Here is a 21,409-nt window from a genome sequence, read left to right on the forward strand (position 1 = left end):
GCCCTTGACAGAGGGATGTTTCATTGCCGACACATCGGGCCGGGTCCGGCGGATTGTGTTGCTGCGAACACCCGACACGCCATAGAGTCGCCAACCGTCGGCATGGTGCCACGCTGACCTATCGAGAAGTTCCCTGGTCACCAAGGAGGTAAGACGACTTGTGAATGAGTCGACATTTTCTCCCGGGGGTGGTCAACCAGGAATGCCTGCAAGGGGCCAGGAGCCCGCGGGGTTCGAGGCTGTCGGCTCCGTTGCGGTGCGAACCTTCGCAGCCCACCAGGGTCACCACAAGCCAGGGGTGACTCAGCCAGCACACCAGAGCATGGATGGCCATCACGTGAACGCCATGGCCGGCGACGGAAGGGGCGCGCCCCACAACCATTTCGCCGACTACGACGAACTGCCCGACGGGCACTTCTACGACCCCGACGCCGAGTACGAGCCCGATCCCGAGTACGCGGCCACACTCGCGCCCGACGCTGCCCGTCAGCGCCGCGAGCGCGTGGGCCCGACCGGACGCCCGCTGCCCTACTTCCCGATCCCGGGTCCGCTGACCAGTCACGGCCCCGCCACGATCATCGCGATGTGCAACCAGAAGGGCGGCGTCGGCAAGACCACGTCGACCATCAACCTGGGTGCCGCGCTCGCGGAGTACGGCCGACGCGTACTGCTCGTCGACTTCGACCCGCAGGGCGCGCTGTCGGTCGGACTGGGCGTCAATCCCATGGAGTTGGACCTCACCGTCTACAACCTGCTCATGGAGCGGGGCATGTCGGCCGACGAGGTACTGCTCAAGACAGCTGTCCCGAACATGGACTTGCTGCCCAGCAACATCGACTTGTCGGCCGCCGAAGTGCAGTTGGTGAGCGAGGTCGCGCGCGAGTCCACACTGCAGCGGGCGTTGAAGCCGCTGATGGCCGACTACGACTACATCGTGATCGACTGTCAGCCCTCCCTCGGCCTGCTCACCGTGAACGCCCTGACGGCGGCTCACAAGGTGATCGTGCCGCTGGAATGCGAGTTCTTCGCGCTGCGCGGTGTCGCGCTGCTGACGGAGACCATCGAGAAGGTCCAGGAGCGCCTCAACCCCGAGTTGGAGCTCGACGGGATCCTCGCCACGATGTACGACTCCCGCACCGTGCACAGCCGTGAGGTCCTCGCCCGCGTGGTCGAGGCGTTCGACGATCACGTCTACCACACGGTCATCGGGCGCACGGTGCGCTTCCCGGAGACCACGGTCGCCGGTGAGCCGATCACCACGTACGCCTCCAACTCCGTCGGTGCCGCCGCCTATCGCCAGCTCGCCAGGGAGGTGCTCGCCCGGTGTCACGCCGAGTGAGTCTGCCGGGGGCCGACGAACTGTTCCGTACGACAGGGGGGATGGCGCTTCAGTCGTCCACCCCCAGGAGCCGGGCCAACGGCGAGGCCCGGGTACCGGCTCCGGCGGGGGAGAGCGATCCCGCCGCCGGGGAGGACGCCCCGCAGTCCGTACCCGCCCAGGGCGGTGACGGAGAGGGCGCCGAGCACGTCGCGGCGGACTCGGACGGCGGCGAGTCCCGCAGCCGGTCCGCGGACGGCTCAGGACGCCGTCAGGAGGCGCAGGAAGGTTCTGCCCAGCCTCGGAAGCAGCGTCAGCGGGCGCAGGCCCAGCGGCGCCCCAGCGGGCGCGAGCGGCACGACGAGAAGATCACCGTGTACGTCTCCGCCGAGGAACTCATCGACCTGGAGCACGCGCGTCTGATGCTCCGGGGCGAGCACGGCCTCGCGGTCGACCGCGGCCGGATCGTGCGCGAGGCGGTCGCCGTCGTCCTGGCCGATCTGGAGTCCCGCGGGGACGCGAGCATTCTCGTCCGCCGGCTTCGCGGGCGGTAGCGGTAGCCTGCGGGGGCCATGACCTCGAACGACGCTCCCGCATCCGGCGCCCCTGCCGGCCGTCGGCGTGCGCTGGGCAAGGGGCCGGGTGCGGCTCCCGAGCCCGAGGCGCAGGTCGCCGTGGCGGAGCCGGTGCCGGTGCCCGAGGCGGTCGTAGAAGAGCCCGTGGCGGTTGTCGCGGAGCCTGAAGCGGCTGAAGAAGCCGATGACGGGGTTTTCAAGGTCCGGCTCGCCAACTTCGAGGGGCCGTTCGATCTCCTCCTCCAGCTGATCTCGAAGCACAAGCTCGATGTGACCGAGGTGGCGCTGTCCAAGGTCACCGATGAGTTCATGGCGCACATCAGGGCGATGGGGCCCGACTGGGATCTGGATCAGACGACTGAGTTCCTGGTCGTCGCGGCGACCCTGCTGGATCTGAAGGCGGCGCGGTTGCTGCCCTCCGCGGAGGTCGAGGACGAGGCCGATCTGGCGTTGCTGGAGGCCCGGGACCTGTTGTTCGCGCGGTTGTTGCAGTACCGGGCGTACAAGCAGATCGCCGACATCTTCAACCGGCGGCTCGACGAAGAAGCCCGGCGCTACCCCCGGACCGTCGGGCTCGAACCGCATCACGCCGAGCTGCTGCCCGAGGTGGTCATCCGGATCGGGCCCGAAGGCTTCGCCAAGCTCGCCGTCAAGGCGATGCAGGCCAAGCCCAAGCCGCAGGTGTACGTCGATCACATCCACGCGCCGCTCGTCAGCGTGCAGGAGCAGGCCGGGATCGTGGTCGCGCGGCTGCGGGAGCTCGGCGAGGCCAGCTTCAGCGTGCTCGTGGAGGACACCGACGACACCCTCACCGTCGTAGCGCGGTTCCTGGCGCTGCTGGAGCTGTATCGCGAGAAGGCCGTCGCGCTGGACCAGGAGACCGCGCTCGGTGATCTGATCGTGCGCTGGACCGGTGGGGAGGGGGAAGGCGAGCCGGTGGTGACGGACGAGTTCGACCGGCCGCCCGAGCCGCCCAAGGAGACCAAGGAGGAGTCGGCGTGAGCGAGGAGACCACGGGCGTACCGGCGAGCCCGTCCGGCGTCGCGGAGCTCGACCTCAAGCCCGCCCTGGAGGCCGTTCTGATGGTCGTGGACGAGCCCGCGACCGTGGAACACCTCGCGAAAATACTCCAGCGGCCCAAACGGCGGATCGCGGACGCGTTGCGCGAGCTGGCCGACGAGTACACCGTCCAGGGGCGTGGTTTCGAGCTGCGGCTGATCGCGGGCGGGTGGCGGTTCTACTCCCGGCCCGAGTACGCGCCGGCCGTCGAGGGCTTCGTCCTGGACGGGCAGCAGGCCCGGCTCACCCAGGCGGCGCTGGAGACCCTGGCGGTCGTCGCGTACCGCCAGCCGGTCAGCCGCAGCAGGGTCTCGATGGTCCGCGGAGTCAACTGCGACGGTGTGATGCGCACCCTCCTGCAGCGGGGTCTGGTCGAGGAGGCGGGCACGGAACCCGAAACAGGTGCGATCCTGTACGTGACGACGAACTACTTTCTGGAGCGGATGGGCCTGCGAGGCCTGGACGAGCTCCCGGAGCTCGCGCCCTTCCTCCCTGAGGCCGAGGCGATCGAGGCGGAGACGCTGGAAGGGGTCCCGTCGTTCGATCCGGATGCACCGGATGCAGATGCAGACGACACGACGACGACGGAACTTTGATGCGAAGCAGTGGCAGTGGCAGCAGTGGTGGCGGCGGTAGGAGCGGCGGGCGAGGCAACCCCCGCGGGACCGGCGGGGGCGGCAACCCCCGGGGTTCCGGCGGGGGCGGCGGCGGCCGTGGTTCCGGCGCGGGCAACTCCCGGGGAGCCGGTGGGGGCGGCTCCCAGCCGAGGGGCGCGGGAGGCCGCGACGACAAGCCGAAGCGCGCCGGAAAGCCGCGTCCCGAAGAGCGGCGCTACGACGTAGGCCCCACGGGGTCCCACGAAGGTCCCAAGTCAGGGCGCGGTGCCGCCGCGCGCGGTGGTGCCAAGGGCGGCCCCAAGCAGGGCCAGGGCACCGGGCGCGGACGCTGGGCGCCGGCGACCTCGCGGGAGTACGACGCGCGGGCCGAGGAGCGCAACCGGGAGCGGTACGCGGGCAAGAAGGACGTGAAGCTGCCCAAGACCTTCCCGGGCGCCGAGCAGGAGGGCGAGCGGCTCCAGAAGGTCCTCGCGCGCGCGGGCTACGGCTCCCGGCGCTCCTGCGAGGAGCTGATCGAGCAGTCCCGCGTCGAGGTCAACGGCGAGATCGTCGTCGAGCAGGGGCTGCGGGTCGACCCCGAGCACGACGAGATCAAGGTCGACGGGCTGACGGTCGCGACGCAGTCGTACCAGTTCTTCTCGCTGAACAAGCCGGCCGGTGTCGTCGCGACGATGGAGGACCCCGAGGGCCGGCAGTGCCTCGGCGACTACGTCACCAACCGCGAGACGCGTCTTTTCCACGTCGGGCGGCTCGACACCGAGACCGAGGGTGTGATCCTGCTCACCAACCACGGCGAGCTGGCGCACCGGCTGACCCACCCCAAGTACGGCGTGAAGAAGACCTACCTCGCGCACATCGTGGGCCCGATCCCGCGCGACCTGGGCAAGCAGCTCAAGGACGGCATCCAGCTGGAGGACGGGTACGCGCGAGCGGACCACTTCCGTGTCGTCGAGCAGACCGGCAAGAACTACCTGGTCGAGGTGACCCTCCACGAGGGCCGCAAGCACATCGTCCGCCGCATGCTCGCGGAGGCCGGCTTCCCGGTCGACAAGCTCGTGCGGGTCTCCTTCGGCCCGATCACCCTGGGCGACCAGAAGTCGGGCTGGCTGCGACGGCTGTCGAACACCGAGGTCGGCATGCTGATGCAGGAAGTCGATCTGTAAGTCGGTCTTCAGAAGCGTGAGTTGAGTGCGGCCGGTTCCGGATTCTCCGGGGCCGGCCGTTTCGTTTTCGTCGTTTTCCTCGGGTGCCGGGGGTTGTGCCGGACCGCGACCCCTCTTTATAGTCGCACTGACTATTAAGGGGGATGGTTGCTCATGACCACAACACCGGGCTACGACAAGTACGCCTTCGAACCTTTCGCCGTCACCGCCGACCTGGCCGTCCTCACGATCCGCGCCGGCGCCCTGCATGTGCTGCTCGTCGAGCGCGGGCAGGAGCCGTACGCCGGGCACTGGGCGTTGCCCGGCGGTTTCGTGGCGCCGGACGAGTCCGCGGAGACGGCCGCCCGGCGTGAACTCGCCGAGGAGACCGGCCTGTTGGACGTCTCCGGGCTGCATCTGGAGCAACTGCGCACCTACAGCGAGCCCGACCGTGACCCCCGTATGCGGGTGGTCACCGTCGCCTTCGCCGCGCTGCTGCCCGATCCGCCCGAGCCGCACGCGGGCAGCGACGCGGCACAGGCCCGCTGGCTGCCGTACGACGCGCTCGGGCCGCTCGCCTTCGACCACGACCGGATCCTGGCCGACGCGCACGAACGGGTGGGCGCCAAGCTGGAGTACAGCTCCCTCGCCACCGCGTTCTGTGCGCCCGAGTTCACGCTCGGGGAGCTGCAACAGGTCTACGAGACCGTGTGGGGCGCGGAGTTGGACCGCCCCAACTTCCGGCGCAAGGTGCTCGCGACGCCGGGGTTCGTCGAACCGGTGCCGGGTGGCGCCAAGTTGACGGGTGGGCGCGGGAAGCCGGCCGCGCTGTATCGCGCCGGGAGCGCAACCACCCTGTATCCACCGCTGCTTCGGCCGACCTGGGAAGGAAGCCCCGCATGACCTCGAACACCGTCAACAAGGGTGCTGCCACTGGGGCGTTGATCGGCCTCGCGCTCGGGGACGCGCTGGGCTTTCCGACCGAGTTCAACGACGTGCCCAGCATCCTTGCCAAGTGCGGTCCCTGGCGGGAGATGGAGTTGCCGAAGCCCGCGATCGTCACCGACGACACGCAGATGACGCTGGCGTTGGGGCGCGGGCTGCGAACTGCCATGGAACGAGGGCTGCTTGGGCCCAAGCGGATGGAACGACCGGTGCGTGAGGAGTTCGTGGACTGGTACCAGTCGCCGGACAACAACCGTGCCCCCGGCCGGACGTGCCTCGTCGCCTGCAACCTGCTGAAGGACGAGGGGCGGGTGTGGCAGGACGCCAGCCAGATCGGCTCGAAGGGCTGTGGGGCCAACATGCGGGTCGCGCCGATCGGACTCGTCCCTGGGTTGGACGACGAACAGCGTTCCGGCGCCGCCCAGTTGCAGTCCGCGCTGACCCACGGCCACCCCACGGCCCTCGCCGCGTCCGACCTCACCGCGCATGCCGTACGACTGCTCGCGCAGGGCGCCGAACCGACCGGGCTGGTCGGGCTGTTGCGGTCGTACGCCGTCGAGAACCGGACCCGGTACCACCACCGTTGGCTCGGCGACCTGTGGACGCGGAGTCAGGACCCGACGCCCGAGCACTTCATCGAGCGGGGCTGGGACGAGTGCCTGGAAGTGCTGGGACGACTTGAGGACGCGGTACGGACCGTCTCCCCGGAGACCGACCCGTGCCTGGCCACCGGCGCGGGCTGGATCGCCGAAGAGGCCCTGGCCACCGGGCTGTTGTGCTTCCTGCTCTTCGTGGAGGAGCCGGTGACCGCGTTGCGGCGCGCGGCCTGTACGTCCGGTGACTCGGACTCGATCGCCTGTCTTGCGGGGGCGTTCGCGGGGGCGCATCTGGGGGTGGACGCGTGGCCGGGGGAGTGGGCGGGGCGGATCGAGTATCGGGGGGAGCTGTTGGAGCTCGGGGGGCTTTGGGATGCTTGACGTGCGGCGGTGGCGTATCTCGCGTCTCGACGCGGGGCTTCCGGTGGCGTCACCCCGTTAGGACGTCGGTGGACGCGCGGCGGACCCGGATCAGGAAGTCCTCCACGCGGCGCCGGTCCGGTTCCGTCGGGAGTGGGGTGCGGGTCGCCGCCTCGTCCGTCTCCGTGGCCAGACGGGTCATCCACAACTCGACCTCGGGCCAGGGGACTTCGCCGCGTTTCACCGCGAGGAGCGGGGCGCGCTGGTCTCCGACGTCGATGGTCAGGGTGCCCGTGCGGAGCAGGTCGCGGGCGCTGGTGAGGAGGCGGAGGAGGTGCATCGCGTGTTTCCAGCGGGGGGCGCCGTGCGTGCGGATGTCGACTTCCAGCTTCTTGCGCTGGCCCAACGCGTAGCGCGTGAACGTCTCGTGGACCTGGCGGGAGAGGAACGCGTCGCGCAGGGCGAGGAGTTCACGGCCCGTGGCGTCGACGTGCTCGACGAGGGGCGAGTGGAGGCACTCCAGGATGTTGGGGTTGGCGCGCAGGGCCAGTTCGCAGAAGCGCTCCAGTTCCCAGCTGAACTGCTCCTCCGCCGGGCCCTCGACGTGCGTCGGCGGCTTCTCGAAGCGCCAGAAGAGGGGAGTGGGGGCCACGAACACGCCCCGGCGGTCCGTGTCGCTGCCGTCCGTCGCCAGGCCGAAGGCGCGTGAACCCATCACGCAGGCGTAGATCGTGTGGTCGCGGACCAGGAACTCGGGCTGCATTCCGGGAGCGTACGTGGCAACTCACGCCAGGCGGATCGAATTTCCCTCCACCTTGATCTGCTCGGCGGGCAGCGGCTTCGGTGCCGGTCCCGCTTCCACGGAACCGTCCGCGACGCGGTACTTGCTGCCGTGGCACGGGCAGTCGATGGTGCCGTTCGCGACGGTGCCCACCGTGCAGCCCTGGTGGGTGCAGATCGCCGAGAAGGCCTTGAACTCGTCCTTCTTCGGCTGGGTCACCACGATCTTCTGGTCCTTGAAGATCTTGCCGCCGCCGACGGGGATCTCGGACGTCTTCGCCAGTTCCTGGCCGCCGGTGGCCTTCACGGACGACGAGCCCGAGGAGTTGTTGCTGTCGCCGTACTTGCTGCAGCCGGCGGTGAGCGCGGCGGCCGCACCCGTCGCGAGGACCGTGCGGCGCGTCGAGCTGTCGGTCATGTGGTCACTCCGAAGGTGGTCGTCATGTGGTCACTGCGACGGTGGTCATGTCGTCACTCCGACGGTGCGGAAGAACCAGAGGGCGGATGTCAGCCAGATCAGCGTGAGGAGGGTGAAGACCAGTCCGCCGACGAGCGGCAGCAGCCAGCCGGGCAGGCGTTCCGAGCGGAGCAGCAGCATCTTGGCACTGAAGGCCCCGAAGAACGCGCACCCCAGGAGGGAATGCCACATCACGCGTGTCGAGTACGTCTGGTACCCGAACGCGTAGAGGCAGTGCACGGCGACCGGCACCGCCACCAGGAACGCGATCCGCCCCGACCAGCGGTGCAGCGTCGCCGACCAACTCGGGCCGGGCAGTTTGCCGTAGACCATGAAGGCCGAGACGACCTGGACGAGGGCGAAGAAGAACGCCGTGGTCGCGAGCCAGGTCTTCACCGCGCCCGTGCTGCTGAAGCCGGCGAGGTTGAAGGCGGTGCCCGCCGGGTCGTGGACCTTGCCGTAGACACCGAGGCCGACGGCCACGGCGGCGGCCACCAGGGCCGGGACCAGGTAGCGGGCGGGGCTGTCGTGGGGGCGTGCGGGTGGGCGCGGGGGGTAGGCCTGGGTGGCGGCGTTCGGGTCGACGGTCATGATCGGCTCCCTGAGGCGGACGGTGGGTCAGGGGGTGACGGGCTGGGCCGTGAGCTGCTGTCCGTCGACCGTGACCGCGCCGGTCTCCGGGTCGATGCGGGGTGCGGAGGTGGCCTTGCCGTCGCGGGTGACGATGCCGGTCTGGCGGCCGTTCGGCAGCACGATCCAGCCGCCGTCGATCTTGGCGCCGCGCACCTTGGCGGTCGCGCGCCACAGCCCGGACGGCTTGACGGCCTTGGCGGCGGTGAACGTGTACGGCCGGCCCTCGTCCTTGACGGTGCCGGTGATCTTCTTGCCCTGCTCGATCCTGCCGTCGAGTACGGCGCCGTTCGGGGCGGTGAGCTTCATACCGCCGTTGTTGTTGACGCGGCCCCTGAGCCAGGCCTCCTTGTAGCGGCCGTCGCAGAAGTAGGCGACCGCCTTGCCGTTCCGGACGGACACGGCGACCGAGGCGGCGTCGTCGTCGGTGCGGCCCGCGTAGTTGGCGTTCGCCACGGGGGGCTTCGACGGGGTCGGGCTGGGGGTGGGTGTGGGGGTGGGGGTGACGGTCGGTTTCGGTTTGGTGGAGACCGACGGCGATGCCTCGCTGTACGAGGACGACGCGGACTTCGTCCCGGACGTCGCGTTGAGCGTCAGCATGAACAGGCCCAACACCAGACCCGCCAGAAGTGTGAGCAATGGTCCAGGACGCTTCACTGTGGCCCTCCCCCGAGGCGTGCTTCCAGCCCATGAGAGCGGACTCGGGGCTGTGGGTAAAGAGGCATACCGGGATGATCTCACCCCAAGTAGCGGAATGGGGCGATTCGGGTGACATTGGCAGGGTTCGAGGCCGGGCCCCGACCAGTGGCCGGCCGCTCTCGAAAGGTGCGAGCCATGGCGGGCAACGATCTCGGCAGTCTGCTCGGCGGTCTTCTGGGGGCAGGGGGCAAGAGCGGTTCCGGGGGCGGCAACGTCCTGGGCGCGCTGCTCTCCGCTCTCGGCGGGAGTCAGGGCGGCACCGGCAACGGGAGCAATCCGCTGGGCGGTCTTCTCGACATGCTCACCAAGTCCGGGCTGGCCGCGCAGAAGGACTCCTGGGTCGGCACCGGGCAGAACCAGTCCGTCACCGGGGCCCAGATCCAGCAGGCGCTGCCCGACGAGACCCTGCAGAAGGTCGCCGACCAGGCCGGCGTCACCCCGGAGCAGGCCGCGAGCGACCTCGCGCGGACGCTGCCCCAGGCGGTCGACAAGCTCACCCCGGAGGGGCAGGTACCGCAGGCCGCCTCGCTGGAGGAACTGGTCCGGCAACAGTCCCTGTGAGCGTCTCGCTGGGCGGGCGCCGCGCACCCGTACCGGACGGGCTGACTAGGCTGGATGTACCAAGAGCCGTACATCAGCGAGGAGCAGAGCCGTGGCGGTACGAGCGGTCCGGGGCGCCGTCCAACTGGACAGGGACGAGGCCGGCCACATGGACGAGCAGGTCGGAGCGCTGCTCACCGCCGTCCTGGAGCGGAACGGCCTCACCGCCGACGATCTGATCAGCGTCTGGTTCACGGCGACGCCCGATCTGCACAGCGACTTCCCGGCGGCCGCGGCGCGCAAGCTCGGCAGCGACTTCGCGGACGTGCCGTTGATCTGCGCGCAGGAACTCGACATCGCGGGTGCGATGCCCCGCGTGGTCCGCGTCCTGGCGCACATCGAGTCCGACAGGTCCCGGGCCGAGATCACGCACGTGTACCTCGGTGCGGCGGCCGCCCTGCGCAAGGACATCGCGCAGTGAGGACCGCGCTCGTCATCGGCACCGGGCTCATCGGTACGTCCGCCGCGCTCGCGCTCGCCTCGCGTGGCGTCGTCGTGCACCTCGCCGACCACGATCCCGAGCAGGCCCGTACGGCGGCCGCGCTCGGCGCCGGTACGGACGAGGCGCCGGACGGGCCCGTCGACCTCGCGATCGTTGCGGCGCCGCCCGCGTTGGTGGCCGGGGTGCTGGCCGATGCGATGCGGCGGGGGGTGGCCCGGGGGTACCTCGACGTAGCCAGCGTGAAGGGCGGTCCGCGGCGGGAGTTGGAGGCGCTGGGCCTTGACCTGTCGTCGTACATCGGGTCGCATCCCATGTCCGGGCGTGAGAAGTCCGGGCCGTTGGCTGCGACGGGTGATCTTTTCGAGGGGCGTCCCTGGGTACTGACGCCTACGCGTGACACGGACACCGAGGTGCTGAACCTCGCCCTTGAGCTGGTCTCGCACTGCCGTGCGGTGCCGGTCGTCATGGATGCCGATGCGCACGACCGGGCTGTGGCGCTGGTCTCCCATATGCCTCATCTGGTGTCCAGCATGGTGGCCGCGCGGTTGGAGAACGCCGAGGAAGCCGCCGTACGGCTGTGTGGGCAGGGGATTCGGGATGTGACCCGGATCGCCGCGTCCGATCCCCGGATGTGGATCGACATTCTTTCCGCGAACCCGGGGCCCGTTGCCGATCTGCTCAGCGATGTCGCCGGGGATCTGGAGGAGACGGTGCGGGCGTTGCGGGCGTTGCAGTCCGCGGACGACGGCAAGCGGCACGAGGGCGCCGCCGGTATCGAGGATGTGTTGCGGCGGGGGAACGCCGGGCAGGTCCGGGTACCCGGCAAGCATGGGTCCGCGCCTCGGGCCTACGAGGCTGTGGCTGTGCTCATTGACGACCAGCCGGGGCAGTTGGCTCGGATCTTCGCGGACGCGGGGATGGCGGGGGTCAATATCGAGGACGTTCGCATCGAGCACGCGACCGGGCAGCAGGCGGGGCTCATTCAGTTGTGGGTGGAGCCGAAGGCTGCGCCGGTGCTGACTGCGGCGTTGCGGGAACGGGGCTGGGCGATCCGGCAGTAGGTGGTGCGGTGTGTGGGGGCGGGCGTCTTCTGGGGGCTCCGCCCCCAGACCCCCGATCGGCCCTGAAGGGGCCTCGTCCTCAAACGCCGGACGGGCTGAATAGTGTGGGCCTGTATTGAGAGGCGCCGGAGCGGGCTGAAGGCGCCCCTCCGAACCGCCACGCCGATCTCCCCGGACCGTTGTCCACAGGCGCGGCCGGACGAGTGACGTGAACCCAGTAACCTTGTCCGGGGTGCACTCGTACCCCCACCCCGCTCACCACCCCGCACCAGGAAGGTGTCCTCCCGTGGAAAACGGCGCCGCCCGGACCGCCCCGGCAGTGATTGTCGCCATTGACGGCCCCTCCGGCACGGGCAAGTCGAGCACGTCGAAGGCGGTGGCCGCGCAGCTCGGGCTGAGCTACCTGGACACCGGTGCGCAGTACCGGGCGATCACCTGGTGGATGGTGAACAACGGGATCGACCTCACCGACCCGACCGCCATCGCCGCCGTGGCCGACAAGGCGGAGATCGTCTCCGGCACCGACCCCGCGAACCCGACGATCAGCGTCGACGGCGTGGACGTGGCCGGGCCGATCCGGACCCAGGAGGTCACCTCCAAGGTCAGTGCGGTGAGCGCAGTGCCCGAGGTGCGGGCGAAGATCACCGCGTTGCAGCGGTCGTTGGCCGCCGGCGCGGAGCACGGCATTGTCGTCGAGGGGCGGGACATCGGTACGACCGTGCTGCCCGACGCCGATCTGAAGGTCTTTCTCACCGCTTCCCCGGAGGCGCGTGCCGCCCGGCGCAGCGGTGAGCTGAAGGGCGCCGACGTACAGGCCACCCGCGAGGCGCTGCTGAAGCGCGACGCGGCCGACTCCTCGCGCAAGACCTCGCCGCTCGCGAAGGCGGACGACGCGGTCGAGGTGGACACCTCCGACCTCACGCTCCAGCAGGTCATCGAGTGCGTCGTCACCCTCGTCGAGGAGAAGCGGGCCGCCAAGTGACCGCACCTTCACAGCGCGGCGCCGAGATCGGGCGGCGCATCGGCGTCGGCCTGATGTACGGGCTGTGGAAGCCGCGTGTGCTGGGTTCCTGGAAGGTTCCCGCCACCGGTCCGGTGATCCTCGCCGTCAATCATTCGCACAACATCGACGGGCCTATGGTCATCGGTGTGGCGCCCCGCGCTTCGCACTTCCTTGTTAAGAAGGAAGCGTTTGTTGGTCCGCTCGGGCCCTTCATGCGTGCCGTCGGCCAGGTGGAAGTGGACCGGTCCACCGCCGACCGTACCGCCGTCACCAGCGCGCTCGGTGTGCTGAAGGACGGCGGAGTTCTCGGGATCTTTCCCGAGGGCAGTCGCGGGGAGGGCGACTTCGCCGCGCTGCGCGCCGGGCTCGCCTACTTCGCCGTCCGCAGCGGCGCCCCGATCGTGCCGGTCGCCGTGCTGGGCAGCGCCGAGAAGAGCGGACGGCTGATAAAGGCGCTGCCCCCGCTGCGCTCCCGCGTCGACGTCGTCTTCGGCGACCCGTTCGACGCGGGCGACGGTTCCGGCCGCCGTACGCGCAAGGCACTGGACGAGGCGACCGAGCGCATTCAGAAGCAGTTGGCCGCCCACCTGGACGACGCCAGGCGCCTCACCGGGCGCTAAGAGACACTTGAGTAGTGGATCACCCGAAATCCGGGGGCTCCACCGATCACCACGATGAACGAGGTACCGATCTTCATGAACGACCAGATCCAGCCCGACGGCTCCGGCGCGGAGCACGAGCACGGGGCTCTCGGCGACGCCGAGTACGCGGAGTTCATGGAGCTCGCCGCCGTAGAGGGCTTCGACATCGAGGACGTCGAGGGCGCCATCGACGAGGCGGGACACGGGCCGCTGCCCGTCCTCGCCGTCGTCGGCCGGCCGAATGTCGGCAAGTCGACTCTCGTCAACCGCATCATCGGGCGGCGCGAAGCCGTCGTAGAAGACAAGCCCGGTGTCACGCGTGACCGTGTGACCTATGAGGCCGAGTGGGCCGGGCGGCGGTTCAAGGTCGTCGACACCGGTGGGTGGGAGCAGGACGTCCTCGGGATCGACGCCTCTGTGGCCGCGCAGGCCGAGTACGCGATCGAGGCCGCCGACGCCGTCGTCTTCGTCGTCGACGCCAAGGTCGGCGCCACCGACACCGACGAGGCGGTCGTACGGCTGCTGCGCAAGGCCGGCAAGCCCGTCGTGCTGGCCGCCAACAAGGTCGACGGTCTCAGCGGTGAGTCCGACGCCTCCTATCTGTGGTCCCTGGGGCTCGGTGAGCCGCACCCCGTCTCCGCGCTGCACGGGCGCGGTACCGGCGACATGCTGGACGCCGTCCTGGAGGCGCTCCCGGAGGCGCCCGAGCAGACCTTCGGCACCGCCGTCGGCGGGCCCCGCCGGATCGCGCTCATCGGGCGGCCGAACGTCGGCAAGTCCTCGCTGCTGAACCGGGTGGCCGGCGAGGAGCGCGTCGTCGTCAACGAGATCGCGGGGACGACCCGTGACCCGGTCGACGAACTGATCGAACTCGGCGGTATCACCTGGAAGTTCGTCGACACGGCGGGCATCCGCAAGCGCGTCCACCTCCAGCAGGGCGCCGACTACTACGCCTCGCTGCGCACCGCCGCCGCCGTCGAGAAGGCGGAGGTCGCGGTCATCCTGATCGACGCCTCCGAGTCCATCTCGGTGCAGGACCAGCGCATCGTCACGATGGCCGTCGAGGCGGGCCGCGCGATCGTCCTGGCCTTCAACAAGTGGGACACCCTCGACGAGGAGCGCCGTTACTACCTGGAGCGCGAGATCGAGACCGAGCTCGCCCAGGTCGCGTGGGCGCCCCGGGTGAACGTCTCGGCGCGCACCGGCCGTCACATGGAGAAGCTGGTCCCGGGCATCGAGACCGCGCTGGCCGGCTGGGAGACCCGCGTCCCGACGGGCCGACTGAACGCGTTCCTGGGCGAGTTGGTCGCCGCCCACCCGCACCCGGTCCGCGGCGGCAAGCAGCCCCGTATCCTCTTCGGCACCCAGGCCGGCACCAAGCCCCCGCGCTTCGTCCTCTTCGCCTCCGGCTTCATCGAGGCCGGCTACCGCCGCTTCATCGAGCGCCGCCTCCGCGAGGAGTTCAGCTTCGACGGCACCCCGATCCACATCTCGGTCCGCGTCCGCGAGAAGCGCGGCAAGAAGAAGTAGCCGCAGCCGTACGGCTGTTCATGGTTGTTCTACGACGAAGAGGGCGGCCCCTGTCTCCACAGGGGCCGCCCTCTTCGTGTGCGTGCGTGCCGCGTCAGATGCCTCGGCGTGGGCCGGGGGGCAGGGCCGCCGGGATGTGGTGCATCCCGGTGTGGCCGTGCTGTTGCTGCTGGCCGAGTTGGCCGAGCTGCCCGACGCGCTGCCACTGCGACTGCTGCCGGGCGCTGTAGGCCCCCGCGCTGTACGCGCTGTACGAACCCCCGCCGAGTGAACCCCCGCCGAACGAACCGCCGCTGAACGAGCCCGTGCTGTGCGGGCTGTGCCCGAAGGCGGTGAAGCCCAGCTCCTCCTCGCCGCTGCGGTCACCCGGCAGCGAGCGGAAGGTCTTGACCCACTCCGAGTAGAGCCGGTCGTAGATCGGCGTGGCCGAGGGACCGCCGGGGCTGTCCTGTGCCGATCGCGAGGACGGGATCGGCGGGTAGGGCCGGCTGCGGGGTACGTCGTATGCGTGCACGTATGTCCAAACGACGCGTGACCTGAAGGGATGCGGTTCAGGTGCCCGCGAGCGGGAGCGCGGAGCCGACCAGCTTGCCGTTGGCCGCGGCCTTGTCGAGCGCGCTGCGCAGCAGGTCCTCGCGGGGCTGGCGGCCGATCGAGCCGACCGGTGCCGCGAACATCAGCACCTGCTGGTGCTTGTTGGCGGCGGCCCGCCAGCTGTCGGTGACCTGGAGCGGCTGGTGCGCCTGCCACCAGGCCACCGGGGAACCGCCGTTGCTGTTCGGCTGCAGCACCGCGTGCAGCTGGCCCGCGGCGAGCAGCACCGACCAGCCGTGCAGCACGGGCGGCACGGTGGTGATCTCGCTGAGCGGCATGAAGCCCTGCTCGATCAGCAGCGGCAGGAAGTCGTCCCCGGTGTCGGTCGAGCCGGGCCGCACGATGGGCGCGGTCGGCTCGACGACCAGGGCGGGGTGCAACTCCCCTGAGATCAGCACGAGTCCGCTGGTCACCCCGAGCACGGCCTGCTCGGGTACGGACTTCTCCGGTGCGCCGACCGGGGCGTGCGTGTTGCCGCTGATGGAGCGGACGGCGCCCTGCAGCTGTTCCTCGGTGACCTGGACGATCTGGGAGGGCAGGCAGGTGGCGTGGGCGAAGGCGAGGACGGCGGTCTCGTCGCCGATGAACAGGACGGTGCTGGTGCGCTCCTGATCGGAGTCGCCCTGGGTGCGGCACGACGTGCAGTCGTAACTGCCCGGGGCGTTGTCTCCGGCGAGCAGCCGGTCGGCTTCTTCGTCGCCGATCTCGGCGCGTACGTCGTCGCTGACGTCGAGCATGCGCGGCACGGGTGGCTCCCTCGGAATGCGGTGCCCGGTGGGTCCCGGGCTCATGAAGAAGACAACGGAGGATCTGTGGCGGGAGTCACGCTCCAGGGCGAACCGAATCGAACCAACCGACGCGGACGGTCACGGTCGGTACGGAATCGGACACTCCTTGTCAACTCTGCGAAAGGTCAAGGGAGTTGGTCGCGTGAACCGGGTCACAGCGTTTGTCGGCAACTGGTCGAGAAATCATGAAATAGATGAATTTAACGAGTGGCCGAAAAATGCCGATACCCGCGGTAACAGTGAACTGGCCTGCGGAGACGGGGAGTTGGTCGACATGGGCTCGCCCGCCTCCGTACATTCCTCGGCTGTGTGCAGCGAGCACCGCTCGGGACACGTCCGTCGGCCGAACAAGCCAGCAAACAGCACGACTTCCGACGGACGGGGAGGAGCGCGAGGACCACGTCGATGCGTGGGAGCCGCGAACCGCCTTGGGGGACCCCGGGTTGTTGGAGAGGGAACTACATGTCCGAATGTGCCGATACCACTCGCGAGAACGCTCCTAAGACCCAGCACAAGGGTCAAGCGCGTACGACGGCGGTCCTCGCCGGGGCGGCCCTGCTCGCCCCCCTCGGACTGCTGGCCGCAAGCGGCAACGCCGCGGCGGCCGACAGCGGGGTATGGGACCGCATCGCCCAGTGCGAGAGCGGCGGCAACTGGCACATCAACACCGGCAACGGCTACTACGGAGGACTCCAGTTCTCCGCCGGAACCTGGCGCGCCTACGGCGGTTCGGCCTACGCGGCCACCGCGGACCAGGCCTCCAGGTCCGCGCAGATCGCCGTGGCCACCAAGGTCCAGCACGCCCAGGGCTGGGGTGCCTGGCCGGTCTGCTCGGCACGGGCCGGAGCGAGCGGCAGCGCACCCGGGACCTCCTCCGGCACGGTGAGCGAGAAGTCGACGAAGAAGTCGTCCACCGGATCCAAGTCCGAGTCGGCGACCGGGTCGACGAAGAAGCAGTCGACCAAGAAGGCGACCCCGTCGAAGCCCGCGGAGACGCCGGCTCGCGGGACGAACAACGCCTCGCGCGGCACGTCCCGCGGCGACTACACCGTCCGCCAGGGCGACACACTGAGCGCCATCGCCGCCCAGCACGGCACCACTTGGCGGAAGGTCTACGCCGCCAACAAGTCCGTCATCGGCGCCGACCCCGATCTGATCGTCCCCGGCCAGCAGCTCGACCTCTGAGCCGAACGGCCTTTGAGGTGGCCGGTCTTTGAGACGAACGACCTCCGAGCCGAGCCGCCATCGCTCCGCCCCCGCCCCGTCCTCCGACCGGGCGGGGGCGTGCCCGTTACGTCAGTTCGGCCGCCTCGCCGCTGAACTCGACGGTCCCGCGCCGCAGTTCGTACACGATCGCCGCCCGGCCGCGCAGCACGGACGGCAGTCGCTGCTCGGCGACGACCACGCACGCGTCCAGCCCGCCCAGCAGTTCGTACGTGTGCGCCGCGACCGCGGGTGACATGCCCTGCGCCGGTTCGTCCACGAGCACCACACGCGCGCGTGCCAGCAGGGCCCGGGAGAGCGCGAGCATCCGCTGCTCGCCGCCGGAGAGGGTGCCGGCCCGGCGGGGGAGCAGCGGGCCCAGCTGCGGGTACGCGTCGAGGGCAACGGAGTAGTCCCGCGAGGCGAGTTCGAGGTTCTCGTGCACGGTGAGCGACCCGAACACGGCCCGCCGCTCCGGCACCAGACACAGTCCCCGGCGGGCCCGTTCGTACGCGGGCATACGGGTCACCTCGGCGCCGTCCCACACCACCGCGCCGCCCGACAGCGCGACCGTACCGGCGAGGGCGCGCAGCACGGTCGTACGGCCCGAGCCGTTGCGGCCCAGCAGGACGGTGAGCCCACGGGGCGGGGCGGCGAGGGTGACGCCGTGCAGGGCTTCGAGGGGGCCGTAGCGGACGCGGGCGTCGCGCAGGGCGATGGTCATGCGGGTGCCTCGCGGGTGACGGGGCCGACGGGGGTGTCGAGGACGTGGCCGGGCGGCCCGGAGGAGATGATGCGGCCCGCGGCCATCACATGGACCAGGTCGGCGAGGTCGGCGACCAGATCGAGGTCGTGCTCGACGACGAGCAGGGCGATGCCTTCAGCGGCCAGCGCCCTCAACACCAGGGTCAGGGCGGCCACTTCGGCGGTGTCGAGTCCGGCGGCGGGCTCGTCGAGCAGCAGTACGCGCGGACTCCCGGCGAACGCCCGCGCCAGCTCCACCCGGCGCAGGGTCCCGGTGGGCAGGTCGGCGGCGGGCAGCGACCGTACGTCCCCGTCGAGCCCGAACAGCCGCAACGCCCGCTCCACGGAGCCGGGTTCGACGACCCGGCCCTGCTCGGCGCCGACGCGGACGTTCTCGGCGACGGTCAACGAGGGGAACACGGCGAGCTGTTGAAAGGTCCGGGCGATCCCGAGCCGGGTGCGCGCGTGCGCGGCCAGCCTGGTGATGTTCCTTCCACCGAGCCTGACCTGCCCTCGCGCAGGCCGCACGGTCCCGGCCAGACAGTGGAACAGGGTACTTTTTCCGGCCCCGTTGGGCCCGACCACAGCGGTGACCTGCCCGGCCCGCACGACGAGATCGACCCCGCCGAGCGCGGCGAAGCCGCCGTAACGGGCGTGCAGGGCATGGGCGGTGAGGAGGGGTGGGGTGGTGCGTGGGCGGGGGAGGAGCGGGGTCGGCGGGGGTGTTGGCGTTGGCTTCGGTGGGGCTTCGGGCTCGGGCGGGGGCGCGATTTCGGTGGGTGGTGTGGTGGGCGCGGGGTCCCGGGCTGGTGGTTCCGCCGGGTCGCGCTGCTGCCCGGGATCGGTGGCGTGTTTCGGCTCGATGTCGTGCTGGGGTGGGCGTGCAACGTCTGTGTGATCGGCGGGTGTTGTGCTCGTGTCGCTCCGTTGCCGGGGATTGGCGGCGTCTTCCCGCCCGGCAGCGTGCTCGGCCGCTTGCGCAACATCCTTGTGGTTGGGTGCTGTTGTGCTCGCTTGGCCCCGCTTCCCGGGTTCGGTGGCGTGCCCCGGTCCGGCATCGGACTTGGCTGAGCGCGCAACGTCCTTGTGGGCAGGTGCAATTGCTCCGGATTCGCCCCGCTGCCCCGATCCGGGGAAGCGTCCCCGCAGACCCCGGGCCCCAGACGCTCGCCCGCCGTCGTACCCCGCCTGGCGCACAACCCCCGCCCGCACAGCCACCGTTGAGCCCACCGGTACCGCACGTACCGCCGGCACCGGCACACCCCCCACCCGCAGCTTCCGCCGTACCCCCACCCCCAACGCCGTGAGCCGCACCCTCCGTTGAGGCCGCAGCCGCCCCACCGCCGCCCGCAGCGCCTCGTACGGCCCGCCAGGGAAACGCCCCACGCACACCGCCAACACCCCGACCAGCGCCGCCGCCACCCCGCCCCGCGCCCCCGCGTCCAGCCCGACCAACAAGGCCGCGGCAGCCAGCGCGCCCAGTGTGCTGTCGGCGCCCAGGACGACGACCGCGGCGAACCACAGCAGCCCACGGACGGGGTCGTAGGCCGAGGGGTCGAAGGCGCGGACGCCCATGCCGAGCATGCCGCCGCCCAGGGCGGCCAGGGCGGCGCCCGCGACGAAGGCCAGGAGTTTCAGGGTCGGGACCTGGACGCCCGATGCCGACGCGCCCTGTTCGTGGTCGCGCAGGGCGGCGAGGGCGCGGCCCGTGCGGCCCCGGCGCAGGGCGTGGACCGCCAGCAACGCGCCTGCCAGGAGGGCGAGTTCGAGGACGTAGTAGGCGCGGTCGCCGTCGAAGCCGGACGGGCGGGCCAGCGACAGTCCCGACGTGGCGTACGGCTGGGCGAAGACGAAGCGGCTGACCCCGACGCCGACCGCGAAGGTCGCGAGGGCGAGGGCAAGGCCGTGGCGGCCGATCGCGGGCCAGCCGGTCACCAGGCCCAGGGGAGCGACCAGGACCATCGCCGTTGCCAGCGCGGCCAGTTCGGGGAGGCGGGGGAGGAGCGGGAAGCGGCCCGCCGCCAGCAGCGCCGTGAACAGGGCACCCAGGCCCGCGTACGCCGCCTGCCCCAGGGAGAGTTGGCCGCCGCGTCCGGTGACCACCACCAGCGACAGCAACACCACGCCCAGCGCCGGGACTTGGACCGAGGTGTGCAGGTCCGAGCCCGCGAAGCCGAGGGGGAGGAGAAACAGCACCCCGGCCACGATCCAGGCGCCGGGAGGCGTCGCGACGCGTGCCGTCGCCGTACGCGGGAGGGCGTCCCCGGAGCCGACACCGGGCAGGACCAGCGCCGCGACCAGCAGGGCGACCACGAACAGGTTCGCTCCGGCCGCCTGCGACAACTCGCCCTCCCAGCCCGGCAGATGGAGCCGCGTCAACTGGCTCTGCCCGATGCCGATCCCCAGTGCCACCACCACGGCGACCGGCAGACTCCGCATCCGTGCGGCCACCGCGACCGCCACCACCTCCATGACGAGCAGCGGCAGACCGTACGGGTCCAGGCGCACGGACGGCGCGAGGAGCACGCCTGTCAGGCCCGCCGTGAAAGACCCGAAGGCCCAGCCCGCCGAAGCCACCCGGTCCGCGTCCACCCCACCCAGCACCGCGAGTTGGCGGTCGTCCACGACGGCCCGCAGCTCCCGTCCGAACCGCGTCCACCGAATCACCGCCCCAACTCCGGTGGCCAGTACGAGCACCACCGCCAACTGCCCCCAGGGATCGGCCGATACAAGCTCCGGCGCGTCGTCCCGCACCCCCTGGCCCCACACCAACGCGGCCCCGCCGACCAGCAGCACGAACACCCCGATGGACGCGACCAGCGTCTGCGCCGGATCGCCGCCGAGGACCGCCAACGGCCGGAAGACGAACCGTTCCAGGGCCACCCCGATGCCCGGCGCCAGGAAGAGCAGGGTCACCACCGCGCCCAGCCACAGCGGCCAGCCCCACCCGACCACGCACTGCCGCAGCACGTACGCGCACACCATCGCGATCGCGCCGTGCGCGAAGTTGAGGACGCCGGTCGCGCGGTACGTCACGATCAGGCCGATTCCGGTGAGCGCGGCGGCGCTGCCGACGGAGAGGCCGGCGAGGGTGAGGTCGTAGGTGAAGGTGGACATCAGGGGCTTCAGTCGTCGGCTTCGGCGGGCTCGCAGATCGGGCAGGGACTCAACTCGCCGTTCGCCACGAGCTTCGCGTCCACCGGCACCGCTTCCGGCTTCCCGGCGACCAACGGGCAGTCCGCGCGATGCCAGAGCGTGCCGCCCGGCACCATCAGCAGGTCCCCGCTGACCGCCACGGGCGCCGCGGCGGCCCGTGCGGACTCCTCGGCGTCGGCGGGTTCGGCGGCCACGAGAAGGCCGTACAGCTCCTCCACGCGGGCGGTGGCGAGGGCGGAGCGGCCGTGGGTGAGCAGGACGGCGGCGGCGACGATCAGCGCGGCGCCGGGGATCGTGCAGGAGGCCAGGTAGGGGAGTTGGCGTTCCGCGTAGCGCTCGCCGGAGATGCCGTACCAGCCGAGTACGCACAGGACCGCGCCCGCGGCGAGCGCGGCCCAGCCGGCCCACAGGGCGGGGTGCACGGTCCGCAGTCGGGCTGTCCGCATTTCCGGCTCCCACATGTCATGTG

23 protein-coding genes are annotated in these 21,409 nt (G+C 70.8%); 14 read left to right on the forward strand and 9 right to left on the reverse strand.

The annotated features are described in order from the left end of the window. Positions 1-202 precede the first annotated feature (202 nt). From ACIBK4_RS33530 to ACIBK4_RS33560, 7 genes are all read left to right on the forward strand, one after another. Entirely contained in the window at positions 203-1,339 is a 1,137-nt protein-coding gene (locus tag ACIBK4_RS33530) for a ParA family protein (protein WP_078532803.1), read from the forward strand. Continuing rightward, complete coding sequence (locus tag ACIBK4_RS33535; protein WP_399000841.1) at positions 1,324-1,872, forward strand: hypothetical protein; 549 nt, start codon at positions 1,324-1,326, stop codon at positions 1,870-1,872. The genes ACIBK4_RS33530 and ACIBK4_RS33535 overlap by 16 nt, the downstream gene beginning before the upstream one ends. Before the next feature lie 18 nt (positions 1,873-1,890). Then, the gene (locus ACIBK4_RS33540; RefSeq protein ID WP_399000844.1) at positions 1,891-2,895 is read left to right on the forward strand and encodes a segregation and condensation protein A; all 1,005 of its coding nucleotides are present in this window, start codon (positions 1,891-1,893) and stop codon (positions 2,893-2,895) included. Continuing rightward, a complete protein-coding gene (gene scpB, locus ACIBK4_RS33545; protein ID WP_019074925.1) occupies positions 2,892-3,548 on the forward strand; it encodes an SMC-Scp complex subunit ScpB in 657 nt (218 codons plus the stop codon). Before ACIBK4_RS33540 ends, scpB begins: the two co-directional genes overlap by 4 nt. Continuing rightward, entirely contained in the window at positions 3,548-4,732 is a 1,185-nt protein-coding gene (locus ACIBK4_RS33550; RefSeq protein WP_033286241.1) for a pseudouridine synthase, read from the forward strand. The genes scpB and ACIBK4_RS33550 overlap by 1 nt, the downstream gene beginning before the upstream one ends. Positions 4,733-4,885: 153 nt before the next feature. Continuing rightward, on the forward strand, positions 4,886-5,614 hold the full coding sequence (locus ACIBK4_RS33555; RefSeq protein WP_399000847.1) for an NUDIX hydrolase: 729 nt from the start codon (positions 4,886-4,888) through the stop codon (positions 5,612-5,614). Further along, the gene (locus tag ACIBK4_RS33560; protein WP_399000849.1) at positions 5,611-6,633 is read left to right on the forward strand and encodes an ADP-ribosylglycohydrolase family protein; all 1,023 of its coding nucleotides are present in this window, start codon (positions 5,611-5,613) and stop codon (positions 6,631-6,633) included. The genes ACIBK4_RS33555 and ACIBK4_RS33560 overlap by 4 nt, the downstream gene beginning before the upstream one ends. 49 nt (positions 6,634-6,682) lie before the next feature. Here the strand turns inward: ACIBK4_RS33560 and ACIBK4_RS33565 are convergent, their stop codons facing one another. From ACIBK4_RS33565 to ACIBK4_RS33580, 4 genes are read right to left on the reverse strand one after another with little or no spacing between them, the layout of a single operon-like run. After that, positions 6,683-7,375 carry a DNA polymerase beta superfamily protein gene (locus ACIBK4_RS33565; protein ID WP_399000851.1) on the reverse strand — a complete coding sequence of 231 codons (693 nt, stop codon included), beginning with the start codon at positions 7,373-7,375 and terminating at the stop codon, positions 6,683-6,685. Between the two features lie 21 nt (positions 7,376-7,396). Next, complete coding sequence (locus ACIBK4_RS33570) at positions 7,397-7,810, reverse strand: Rieske (2Fe-2S) protein (RefSeq protein ID WP_399000853.1); 414 nt, start codon at positions 7,808-7,810, stop codon at positions 7,397-7,399. A gap of 45 nt (positions 7,811-7,855) precedes the next feature. Continuing rightward, complete coding sequence (locus ACIBK4_RS33575; protein ID WP_399000855.1) at positions 7,856-8,440, reverse strand: DUF6529 family protein; 585 nt, start codon at positions 8,438-8,440, stop codon at positions 7,856-7,858. A 27-nt stretch (positions 8,441-8,467) separates the two neighbouring features. Next, complete coding sequence (locus ACIBK4_RS33580; protein ID WP_399000858.1) at positions 8,468-9,136, reverse strand: hypothetical protein; 669 nt, start codon at positions 9,134-9,136, stop codon at positions 8,468-8,470. A 177-nt stretch (positions 9,137-9,313) separates the two neighbouring features. On the opposite strand from ACIBK4_RS33580, the gene ACIBK4_RS33585 reads away from it, so the two are divergent. The 6 genes from ACIBK4_RS33585 to der all read left to right on the forward strand — a co-directional run bounded on the left by ACIBK4_RS33585 (position 9,314) and on the right by der (position 14,455). Next, positions 9,314-9,739, forward strand: coding sequence for a YidB family protein (locus ACIBK4_RS33585; protein ID WP_399000860.1), 426 nt, complete (start codon positions 9,314-9,316; stop codon positions 9,737-9,739). 91 nt (positions 9,740-9,830) lie between these two features. Continuing rightward, complete coding sequence (aroH, locus tag ACIBK4_RS33590) at positions 9,831-10,199, forward strand: chorismate mutase (protein ID WP_399000862.1); 369 nt, start codon at positions 9,831-9,833, stop codon at positions 10,197-10,199. Next, on the forward strand, positions 10,196-11,281 hold the full coding sequence (locus ACIBK4_RS33595; RefSeq protein ID WP_399000864.1) for a prephenate dehydrogenase: 1,086 nt from the start codon (positions 10,196-10,198) through the stop codon (positions 11,279-11,281). Before aroH ends, ACIBK4_RS33595 begins: the two co-directional genes overlap by 4 nt. A gap of 286 nt (positions 11,282-11,567) precedes the next feature. Beyond that, a complete protein-coding gene (cmk, locus tag ACIBK4_RS33600; RefSeq protein ID WP_399000867.1) occupies positions 11,568-12,263 on the forward strand; it encodes a (d)CMP kinase in 696 nt (231 codons plus the stop codon). Continuing rightward, positions 12,221-12,904, forward strand: coding sequence for a lysophospholipid acyltransferase family protein (locus ACIBK4_RS33605; protein ID WP_399000869.1), 684 nt, complete (start codon positions 12,221-12,223; stop codon positions 12,902-12,904). The genes cmk and ACIBK4_RS33605 overlap by 43 nt, the downstream gene beginning before the upstream one ends. A 75-nt stretch (positions 12,905-12,979) precedes the next feature. Further along, positions 12,980-14,455, forward strand: coding sequence for a ribosome biogenesis GTPase Der (der, locus tag ACIBK4_RS33610; RefSeq protein WP_399001477.1), 1,476 nt, complete (start codon positions 12,980-12,982; stop codon positions 14,453-14,455). A 94-nt stretch (positions 14,456-14,549) separates the two neighbouring features. Here the strand turns inward: der and ACIBK4_RS33615 are convergent, their stop codons facing one another. Together ACIBK4_RS33615 and ACIBK4_RS33620 are read right to left on the reverse strand one after the other, a co-directional pair. Then, the gene (locus ACIBK4_RS33615; protein ID WP_399000871.1) at positions 14,550-14,969 is read right to left on the reverse strand and encodes a hypothetical protein; all 420 of its coding nucleotides are present in this window, start codon (positions 14,967-14,969) and stop codon (positions 14,550-14,552) included. A 37-nt stretch (positions 14,970-15,006) separates the two neighbouring features. Next, on the reverse strand, positions 15,007-15,795 hold the full coding sequence (locus tag ACIBK4_RS33620) for a hypothetical protein (RefSeq protein WP_399000873.1): 789 nt from the start codon (positions 15,793-15,795) through the stop codon (positions 15,007-15,009). Positions 15,796-16,299: 504 nt separating this feature from the next. Between ACIBK4_RS33620 and ACIBK4_RS33625 the strand changes: the two genes are divergently transcribed. Beyond that, entirely contained in the window at positions 16,300-17,022 is a 723-nt protein-coding gene (locus ACIBK4_RS33625) for a transglycosylase family protein (RefSeq protein WP_399000875.1), read from the forward strand. Positions 17,023-17,128: 106 nt separating this feature from the next. On the opposite strand, the gene ACIBK4_RS33630 is transcribed toward ACIBK4_RS33625, so the two are convergent. The 3 genes from ACIBK4_RS33630 to ACIBK4_RS33640 are packed head-to-tail and all read right to left on the reverse strand — an operon-like array spanning position 17,129 to position 21,386. Next, positions 17,129-17,764, reverse strand: coding sequence for an ATP-binding cassette domain-containing protein (locus ACIBK4_RS33630; protein ID WP_399000877.1), 636 nt, complete (start codon positions 17,762-17,764; stop codon positions 17,129-17,131). Continuing rightward, on the reverse strand, positions 17,761-20,901 hold the full coding sequence (locus ACIBK4_RS33635; protein ID WP_399000879.1) for a branched-chain amino acid ABC transporter permease/ATP-binding protein: 3,141 nt from the start codon (positions 20,899-20,901) through the stop codon (positions 17,761-17,763). The genes ACIBK4_RS33630 and ACIBK4_RS33635 overlap by 4 nt, the downstream gene beginning before the upstream one ends. An 8-nt stretch (positions 20,902-20,909) precedes the next feature. Continuing rightward, a complete protein-coding gene (locus tag ACIBK4_RS33640) occupies positions 20,910-21,386 on the reverse strand; it encodes a hypothetical protein (RefSeq protein WP_399000882.1) in 477 nt (158 codons plus the stop codon). Positions 21,387-21,409 lie beyond the last annotated feature (23 nt).

The organism is Streptomyces sp. NPDC050528, assembly GCF_044457795.1.
Classification (GTDB): Bacteria; Actinomycetota; Actinomycetes; order Streptomycetales; family Streptomycetaceae; genus Streptomyces.